Below are 9657 nucleotides of genomic sequence, written 5' to 3' on the forward strand. Positions count from 1 at the left end.
GCATATCGGTATTGGTTTGAAGAAGCAAAGGCCCTAGGGCCTTCCAATTTAACGGCGGTCAAGGAACGTTTATACGAATTTTACAGTTTAGTAAAAGCATCAGGCCTTGATGAATTCAAGAAGGCAGTAGAAACTTTTCAGAACTGGCAGAAGGAAATTTTGAATAGTTTCGCTTTTAATTTGCATAATGGTTATGTCGAGGGTATTAATAACCAAACAAAAGTGATAAAGAGAAACGCATTTGGTTACCGCCGTTTTGATCGCTTTCGTTTAAGAGTACTATTACATCATCAATATAAAAACATAAATGGGCGGGTCGCATAAATAAGGAGTGAGCGTTAGCTCACCCCAACATTTGACGTAGAACCAAAAATTATATGAGCGCTAGCGAATGTGTGCGTACCGCTCGTATATAGGTTTTCCCCGCTCGCAACGGACACATCCGTATTTTCATACCATAAGGATCTAATCTGATTAATTTATTGCACATGGATTTATGATTAAGGTAGCAAGCATTCAGGTGAAGCTACATTATTAAATTCGTTTGAAAAGAGTTTAAAGGAGGGTATGTCGTGATCAACAAATTTATTCATTTCGTACAAATCGTTACGAATATAATGATGGCATTATTAACGATAATCGTATCTTTTGAAGTAGTTAGCCGCTATTTTTTAAATATGCCAATAAAGCAAACAGGTGAATTGGTTGCATTAATTTTTCCGTGGATGGCTTTTTTAGCTGCTATTATTGTTACGAAAGATAATGGTCACTTCTTCGTTAGTTATTTTAGAAACAAATTACCGGAAAAAGCACAAATCGTTTCAGTCTTTATTACGAAATTAATTATGCTTTATTTTTCCGTGTATATGATTATTTCCAGCTTCCAACTAATTAATATTTCTACAACTCAAAAGCTCCCAGTTTTGCAAATCTCTAAAGCATGGTTGCATTATTCCATAACGGTAGCGTTTATTGGAATAACCCTCATTATTGTGTATCAGCTTTATTTGATCATCGCAAAAAAAGATCTAGCTTTAGAGGAGGATTAACATGATTTGGATCATGATTTTATTATTTTTTTTACTAATGTTCTTCGGTGTACCGATCGCTTTTGCGATGGGAGCATCCGCTTTAATGTATATCATGGTAGAGGGAATTCCTTTAAGTATGGTTGCACAGCAGTTTTTCTCAAACTCACAATCGTTTGCGTTCTTAGCAATCCCGTTTTTCATATTAACTGGAAGTTTAATGGTACACGGTGGAATTGCACAGCGTATTATTAAACTTGCTGATACAATGGTACGTCAATTGCCTGGTGGTCTTGGCTGTGTTTCCGTTGTAACGAGTATGGGCATGGCCGGTGTTTCCGGTTCGTCTGTTGCAGACGCTGCCTCTGTTGGAAGTGTATTAATTCCAGAAATGAAAAGAAAAGGATACTCGTCCTCTTTCTCTGCTGCAATTAATGCATCCAGTTCGGTTGTAGGGATTATCATACCACCAAGCAGTACGATGATTATAATCGCTTGGCTCGCGAATTTGTCAGTAGCACAAATGTTTTTAGCCGGTGTTATTCCAGGAATATTAATTGGTGTTGCCTTTTTGTTCTTTACGATATTTATATCCATTCGTAGAGGGTATCCGAGAGAGCAGCGTGCAACTTTTTCTGAGTTTGTTACGAGCTTTCGCAATGCCATTTGGGCACTGATTTTACCGATCGTATTAATTTACGTAATTGTGTTCGGTGTTGCAACAGCTACAGAAGCTGCAGCATTAGCAGCAGTATACGCATTTTTAGTAGGTACGGTAGTTTATCGTACACTAAATTTCAAAAAAATAGTAGCCTCACTTGTCGATGCAGTATATGGAACAGCTATCGTTATGTTTATCGTTAGTACATCAACGATTTTTACATGGGTGCTTATTTCTGAAAGTATCCCGAAAATGCTTGGAGAAATGTTACTCGGACTAGGAATTGCTGACTGGGGCCTTATTTTGCTGCTCGTTGTAATTATGTTGCTCGCTGGAATGGTTATTGAGCTCGTACCGAACTTGTTCATTTTTATTCCGATCTTTTTCCCGATTGCACAAACACTCGGAATGGATCCGTTGCACTTTTCAATCGTAATGCTATGTACACTTGCTCTAGGTTTATTTACACCGCCAGTAGGTTCAACGCTTTACATTTCAATTCATTTAGCAAAAATTGATATGGAAGATACGATTAAAGATATTATGCCATTCTTCTTAGTCGGTGCGGTAGTTGTTCTATTGATTACGTATATACCGGCATTGACTTTATGGGTTCCAAGTATCTTTATGTAAAAAAATGTGTGAATTGAATAGTATGTATAGTTGAGCACGTGTTTACGTTACTGTCGATACGATAATTAGATATTAACGAATTATAAAAGTTAACAAATATACGAAACGTAGTTTGTTAGCTTATTTTTTTAAAGTGGCAAGGATAGAAGTTGGAGGTGGTGCATTGTTGAAACCGTCCTATCAAATCAATAGTGATCGACTATGGGCAACAATATTGGAGCTTTCTGAAATTGGCAATGATCCAAATGGCGGCATAACTAGGCTATCATTAACGGATGCTGATATGGAAGCAAGAGAATATATTATCTTTTTAATGCAGGAGGCGGGACTTTCTGTACGAACGGATGCAGTAGGTAATATTATCGGCCGATTGCCTGGCATACAAGATGCTAAGCCCGCAGTTATTACGGGCTCACACATTGATACAGTCACACAAGGCGGTATGTTTGATGGCGCATTAGGTGTGCTTGCTGGAATTGAAGCAGCCCGTACAATTGTTGAAGCCGGCATTAAGCTAACCCACCCACTCGAGGTAGTTTCGTTTACCGATGAGGAAGGTACTCGTTTCGGTTCAGGCTTTATCGGAAGTAAAGGAATGATCGGCGAACTGACGGAAGCCCACTTTGCACTAACCGATGCAAACGGAGTCACATATGCAGAAGCGTTTAAATATGCCGGACTTGATCCAAAAACGTATCGCGATGCCATGCGCCAGCCTGAAGAAATTAAGGCGTATATCGAGCTGCATATTGAACAAGGGGAAATATTGGAGCGGGAGGATTTGCCGGTTGGCATTGCAAAAGATGTACGTGGGCCTGCGTTATTGGATGTTTCATTCGTTGGTCAAGCTAATCATGCAGGAACAACACCAATGGCACAGCGAAAAGACCCTGCATTAGCAATGGCTGAAGCACTTCTTATGATTGAAAAAATCGCCATTAAATGGGAAGGAGTAGCAACGGTTGGAAAAGTGAAGCTTTCACCTGGCGGAACGAACATAATACCAGAAGCAGTGGAATTTTCAATAGACTTTCGACATACAGACAAAACAATTCGACAACAAATGAAAAAGGAAATAATCAAATTATTACGAGCGATCGCAAAACAAAAAAAACTTACGTTAAAAACTGATTTAAAGCTAGATGTCGATCCGGTTTCCTGCTCCCCAGAAATAGTTAATAAAATGGAACAAGCCTGCTGGGACACATCCCTACCAGCTTATCGCATGCATTGTGGTGCTGGGCACGACGCATTATTGCTCGGGAAAATTACCAACTTCGGTATCATTTTTGTACGCTCCAAAGACGGTGGAAATCACCCATCCACTGAGTGGAGCAGTAAAGAAGACTGCAGCAAAGGCGCACAAGTTTTACTGCAAACACTGCTATACACAGCAGCTGCTTCATGTGTCTTAAATGAATAATCGTATAAAAAGAAAAACCGGGCTGAAAATTCAGCCCGGTTTCATTAACCGCTCAGCACATGCCGTGTTCTGCGCTCGCAACCGTGCTCGTCGCGCTCCACTTCGCGTGTTCCGCGCTCGCAACCGTGCGTCTTGCGCTCCATTTTGCGTGTTCTGCGCTCGCAATCGAGCTCGTCGCGCTCCATTTTGCGTGTTCTGCGCTCGCAATCGAGCATCTCGCGCTCCATAATGCGTGCTGTACGCTCGCAACCGTGCTCGTCGCGCTCCATTTTGCGTGCTGTACGCTCGCAACCGTGTTCGTCGCGCTCCATTTTGCGTGTTCCGCGCTCGCAACCGTGCGTCTTGCGCTCCATTTTGCGTGTTCTGCGCTCGCAACCGTGCTCGTCGCGCTCCACTTCGCACGCCCGGCGCTCCGAGCGGAATTAATGATAAGCGTAACAACTAGATAGATTTTGAATTAATTCTCGTCCTGAATCACTTCAATAATATCCTTCTTCCACTGCAGAAATTCCCCAGATAGCAAAATCTTTTCATCTCGAGGACGTGCAAATGGTACGTCAACAACTTTTTTAATTTCCGCAGGATTTGCCGATAGAATTACAATTTTATCCGATAAAAATAACGCCTCATCAATACTATGTGTAATAAACAAAATCGATTGATCGTACTCTTCCCAAATCGACAGAAGCCATTTCTGCATATCAAGACGTGTAAACTCATCAAGAGCTGAAAAAGGTTCATCTAGACACATAAGCGACTGTGGACTTAACAGTGCCCGAATAAATGCAGCGCGTTGTTTCATACCACCAGAAAGCTCATGCGGATAAGCATTTATCACATCGCCAAGCCCAGCTTTTTTAAGCATTGCTATAGCTCGATCTCGATCCGCATCTTTCTTGCCTTCGAGTTCCTGTCCGAGTAATACGTTATCTAAAATCGTTCGCCACGGAAAAAGGGAAGCTTGCTGTGGCATATAACTAATGAATCCACTTTTATTTGTAATACGCTCTTCGGATAAATATATATCACCGGAATCAGGCGTTAGCAAGCCACCAATAAGACTAAATAATGTACTTTTACCACTACCTGAAGGTCCGATTAAGGAGACGAATTCTCCATCTGCAACTTTCATAGAGATGTTATTTAAAACATGCTTACTGCCAAAGGATTTGCTTACTTGACGTAATTCAAGCATTATACATCTTCCCCTTTCCGTTGCCAGCGTATGAAAAAGCGCTCAAGCAATAAAATAATACCGAAAAAGGACAAGCTTAATATCATTGCGACAATAATGGCCACAAACACACGAGGTGTTCGATACGAGGAAGCGGCTAACGTCATAAAAACACCAATCCCTTTTTGCGCACCAAGCCACTCGGATACAACAGCAGCCATAACACTGTACGTACCAGCAATTTTTAAACCAGAAAATACAGCTGGAATCGCATGCGGCAGCTCCAGCTTCCAAAATAACTGCCTCTTGCTCGCTCCCATCATTTTCATATAATGCACGAGGTCACGATTCGTCTGTGAAAATCCTCCCAAAGCAGAAACAGCAATGGGAAAAAAGCATGCGAGCGTAATAATAATTAATTTCGGCAACGCATTAAACCCGAACCAAATGACAAGCAAAGGAGCTAGAACGATAATAGGCATGTTTTGCGATAAAATAATGAATGGAAAAAAAGTTTCCCGAACACGCGGCATTAAATGCAAAACTGTTGCAACCCCTAAGCCGACAGTCGTCCCGATTAAAAATCCAGAAATGGACAACTGTACGGTTGAAGTAAGATGCGGCATAAAGGTCGGAACAACAGTTTGCGCTTCACGAACAATATCAGAAGGGGCAGGGAGCAGCCATTCTTCAATCGAAAACAAACGGGTAGCAAATTCCCACAGACCGATGAAGAGAACAATTGCAAGTACCGGACGCCAGCTTTTTATAAAAACAGTTTTTTTCATCGATATTTCTCCGTTAATTCATTCATCGAAATTCCTTCTGGTCGATAAGATATTTTCACCTGAGAAATAACACCAGGCGCCCCCATCTCCGTCATTTTTTCATTCATCACTTGAACGATTTCTAAAAGCTCTGATAGCTCTCCTTCCATCGTCGTTTCCATCGGATGTACCTCGTATTTTACATTTGCAGCCTCAATTACTGCAATTGCAGCATCAACAAATGAGTACAACTCTTCATTTTTTACTTTCGGGATAATTTGAATACTTAGTAGTGCATTCGCCATTTGCTCGCCTCCTTTATCACTAATCTGCACATCAACACGAATCCTTTTACTATTAAAAAAGTTTGCACATCTTATGAATTATATAAGATATGATTTATAAAATAGTCCCTAACATAAATATGCTTTAAAAAAAGGGCGCAATCCGCACGGACTGTTTATGCACGCCCTTTACAAAAACAATTTACATTCTAATCGTATTAATTAAACGTTTGATCTAATTATTTTTCTAATAAAAACTTAATCATCATTAATTTTCCGGCAAAAATTCATTCGTAAATGCATCGTCAACATTTACAGCTTCATCTATAATTTCATTCTCAAGTAAAAAGTCAGCAAACTTCTGCCATCTTTCCTTCTCTTGAATTCCGAAACGCTCGGCATCATCTTGATAACGAGGAGAAAGCCACTCTTGACTACGCTTAACGAGGTCAGGATTCAGATCAGGCTCGGCATCGATTAAGATTTGTGCCGCTTCCTCAGGATGATCAATAGCAAATTCATACCCTTTCACCGCAGCTGCAGTAAATTTCTCTACTGTTTCCGGATTCGCAGAAATCATCTCTTCGCTTGTAGCGATAATTGGAGTGTAAAAATCGAGTTCATCCGCAAAGTCTGCCAAATAAACCATATTTAAATCTACACCACGAAGCTCAGCTTCAATACCAGTCCAACCATAATAAACGAGAGAAAAGTCCACATCTCGCTCAACAGCTACGAAAAAGTCAGAATCCCCAGTCGTAATAAAATCAACTTGTTCAACATCTGCATTATCATTTTCCATTAACGTCGTCATCATTGCTTTTTCTAAGTCAGAACCATACGCACCAAACTTTTTCCCTTCAAAATCACTCGGCTCGGTAATGTTCTTATCGACTGGTGATGCATACCCTGCTGTATTATGCTGAAGAATAGCTGCAACCGAAACAAGTGGCAAGCCTTCCGAACGGGCTTGCGTCAACCCCTCCTGGTAACTAATTCCGAAATCCGCTTTCCCTGCTGCTAGCAACTGGTTTACGCGAACCTCTCCAGGTAGTAAAATTTCAACGTCCAATCCTTGCTCTTCAAAATAGCCCTTTTCTTTCGCTACATAGATACCGGTATGATTCGTATTCGGTGTCCAGTCGAGTGCGAATTTCACAGGCGTTAAATCATCCGTGCCTTCTTCCTTTTCGGCAGGTGCACTCGCATCCTCCGTTTCATTATTCCCGCAACCGACTACAGCTAATAGTGCAATTAGTAATAAAAAAAGTAATTTCCTCAATATGAATCCTCCTCATAGTAATTGCTTTTTTTAGTGGAGAGTCTCTGTATCCTTACGCAAGCTTGGCATCTATGCTTTCACTTTTTTGCACATAATCCGATGTTAGAGCAGTGCCAGTCAGCTATTAAAAAAGCTAACAACGACTCCGCTACTTGACAGCTCCAATAATAGCGCTATCTATTTGTAATAAAATAGACAGACATTAAAAAGGTTTCCCTTTAAAACAACGGATTAAAAAATGGGGTATACGGAAATAGCTAAAGAAAAATTATCCAACATTGCTGCTCATGAAATATATTTGCTTTCCGCGAACTTACTCATGTTTTGCACTGTGGACACTCACCGATCTCTTTCTTTCATCTGGAGTATCGCACCTTCCATCCGTTACTGTCGGAGAGCCTACCTGATTTTCCACAAGCTAATCCGAAAACCCAAACTATGTACATTTGTGAAATAAAAAATGCACCAAAGGTTAGCCCTTTAGCGCATTAGGTGTCCATTATCATATAAAATGATGTGCAATGTTCCCTCCGCTGGTGCCAACCAGATCAGGTTCAAAGGGTCAGCATCTCCAGGATGCAGTCTCAGCTAGCATAACTAGCCCCCCCACATAAAAAATATAAAATTTGTATACGTTCAAAACGTCTTTTGAACATGTAATGCATTACAAAACAAGTATGCCATAAAAAAAGGACTGTTGCAAATTTAGCAAAAGTTCGTTTAAAAATACATATCGTTCAATACAAATAACCGTCATTTAAACTAAAAACAAGCTGATCCAATTGCTCACCGTTCCCGTAGCTAGTTTCTCCAACAAAAGCGTGTGCATGCCCGCTTTATAAAGTGTTAAACAGTTGTGCTTCATTTTATTGATTTGACGTATATTTGCAACTTTCGACAACGATCAGCTATAATTTACTTTAAAAGGGGTAGTTTACATACTGTGAGGATCGCTTAAGTATACATTATTTTAAAACAAGTCACTAACAATGGAATCGCCTCTGTTTTTTTTTCGATTACATTAAAAACATACTGTACTAAACAACAAATCAAATCCTATTATTTGTTTTACTTTATAATAACAAGGAGAATAAAATGTATAATTATGTAGATTTACTTGTTTCATTTTTAATTGCTTTATCGTTATCATTTTTATTCACTTATCCAGTCAAACAGCTTGCTATCAAATTAGGAGTAGTAGATTATCCTAATTTCCGGAAAATACATACAAAGGTGACTCCGCGCCTTGGAGGTGTAGCTGTTTTTATTGGGGCTTTTGTAGGTGCTCTTTATTTACAACCACATCATGAACACTTGCCTGAAATTTTGTTTGGAGCAATCATTATTATCATAACGGGAGCAATTGATGACCGTTACAGCCTTAGCCCAGTTATCAAATTAACAGGTCAATTAAGTGCTACGTTATTACTTGTTTCATCGGGTTTAATAATTGAACGAATTACATTGCCAATAATTGGTGTGGTTGATTTAGGGATTGCAAGTATTCCGATAACTCTTCTTTGGGTAATTGGGATTACAAATGCAATTAATTTAATAGATGGATTAGACGGACTAGCGACCGGAGTTACGACAATTGCTTTTACAAGTATGTTAATAATGGCTATCGCTGACATGCAAATTGTTGCTGCTTATTTGTGTGTTGTTTTAATAGGTGCCAATCTAGGTTTTTTATATCATAACTTTTATCCAGCAAAAATTTATATGGGAGATACGGGTTCTAACTTTCTTGGCTTTATGATTGCTGTAGTATCAATGTTGGGATTATTTAAAAACATCACATTGTTTAGTTTTATTATTCCGGTTATTGTGTTAGCAGTTCCAATCTTTGATACTTTATTTGCAATTGTTCGTAGGGTATACAACAAAGAAAACATAATGGGGGCGGATAATAAACATATACATTATCAATTATTAAAGGCAGGGTACAGTCATCGAAAAACAGTGCTTATCATCTATTCATTTAGTGCATTGTTCGGCATAATGGCAATTTTATTCAATGAAGCATCATTGACGTTGTCTTTAATCATTACTTGTTTTGTTCTTTTTCTAATACACCTTCTTGCAGAAATAGCTGGTTTAGTCATGGGGGGAAAGCGACCTATTATTGAAGGTATTGGTAAACTTGTCAAGAAACAGAATAGAGATTAAGTCAAATGTTTGATATGAATTATTTGAAGCAATAAAGTTTTCTTAATATACCGCTTATTAGCCAGATTAAAAGTATGTATTTATAAACGAATGTATCAGTATAGAACACATAATGGAATGAGTAATTTTAATGAAAACTAACTATGTACTTTTACTGTCAGTTTTCACTTAATAACTCTATTAATGAATAATTTTTAGCCATTATTAAGAATATACTACATTTTATTTTATCGTAG

Annotated in this window: 10 protein-coding genes and 1 riboswitch; of the genes, 5 read left to right on the top strand and 5 right to left on the bottom strand. The window is 39.1% G+C overall.

Annotated elements, in window-relative coordinates:
- The 4 genes from ACLIBH_RS14065 to ACLIBH_RS14080 all read left to right on the top strand — a co-directional run.
- On the top strand, nucleotides 1-324 hold a 324-nt coding region (locus tag ACLIBH_RS14065), incomplete at its 5' end, for an ISL3 family transposase (RefSeq protein WP_439317331.1).
- 248 nt (nucleotides 325-572) lie between these two features.
- Entirely contained in the window at nucleotides 573-1049 is a 477-nt protein-coding gene (locus ACLIBH_RS14070; protein WP_439317346.1) for a TRAP transporter small permease, read from the top strand.
- Nucleotide 1050: 1 nt separating this feature from the next.
- A complete protein-coding gene (locus ACLIBH_RS14075; RefSeq protein WP_439317347.1) occupies nucleotides 1051-2322 on the top strand; it encodes a TRAP transporter large permease in 1272 nt (423 codons plus the stop codon).
- Between the two features lie 163 nt (nucleotides 2323-2485).
- A complete protein-coding gene (locus tag ACLIBH_RS14080; protein ID WP_439317348.1) occupies nucleotides 2486-3745 on the top strand; it encodes a Zn-dependent hydrolase in 1260 nt (419 codons plus the stop codon).
- A 44-nt stretch (nucleotides 3746-3789) separates the two neighbouring features.
- On the opposite strand, the gene ACLIBH_RS14085 is transcribed toward ACLIBH_RS14080, so the two are convergent.
- The 5 genes from ACLIBH_RS14085 to ACLIBH_RS14105 form a co-directional block, all read right to left on the bottom strand.
- Entirely contained in the window at nucleotides 3790-4098 is a 309-nt protein-coding gene (locus ACLIBH_RS14085) for a hypothetical protein (RefSeq protein ID WP_439317349.1), read from the bottom strand.
- A 104-nt stretch (nucleotides 4099-4202) separates the two neighbouring features.
- Nucleotides 4203-4940: an ABC transporter ATP-binding protein gene (locus tag ACLIBH_RS14090; RefSeq protein WP_439317350.1), complete on the bottom strand. Its 738-nt coding sequence runs from the start codon at nucleotides 4938-4940 to the stop codon at nucleotides 4203-4205.
- Nucleotides 4940-5707 (bottom strand): ABC transporter permease, encoded by a 768-nt coding sequence (locus ACLIBH_RS14095; protein WP_439317351.1) that lies wholly within the window; start codon nucleotides 5705-5707, stop codon nucleotides 4940-4942. Before ACLIBH_RS14095 ends, ACLIBH_RS14090 begins: the two co-directional genes overlap by 1 nt.
- Complete coding sequence (locus tag ACLIBH_RS14100) at nucleotides 5704-5991, bottom strand: thiamine-binding protein (RefSeq protein ID WP_439317352.1); 288 nt, start codon at nucleotides 5989-5991, stop codon at nucleotides 5704-5706. Before ACLIBH_RS14100 ends, ACLIBH_RS14095 begins: the two co-directional genes overlap by 4 nt.
- 247 nt (nucleotides 5992-6238) lie before the next feature.
- Nucleotides 6239-7252, bottom strand: coding sequence for an ABC transporter substrate-binding protein (locus ACLIBH_RS14105; protein WP_439317353.1), 1014 nt, complete (start codon nucleotides 7250-7252; stop codon nucleotides 6239-6241).
- Between the two features lie 508 nt (nucleotides 7253-7760).
- A riboswitch (TPP riboswitch) is annotated at nucleotides 7761-7870 on the bottom strand.
- Nucleotides 7871-8347: 477 nt separating this feature from the next.
- Here ACLIBH_RS14105 and ACLIBH_RS14110 point away from each other — a divergent pair.
- A complete protein-coding gene (locus ACLIBH_RS14110; RefSeq protein ID WP_439317354.1) occupies nucleotides 8348-9421 on the top strand; it encodes a glycosyltransferase family 4 protein in 1074 nt (357 codons plus the stop codon).
- Nucleotides 9422-9657: the final 236 nt, after the last annotated feature.

Source organism: Virgibacillus sp. W0430 (assembly GCF_051846935.1).
Classification (GTDB): Bacteria; Bacillota; Bacilli; order Bacillales; family Amphibacillaceae; genus JBPYCR01.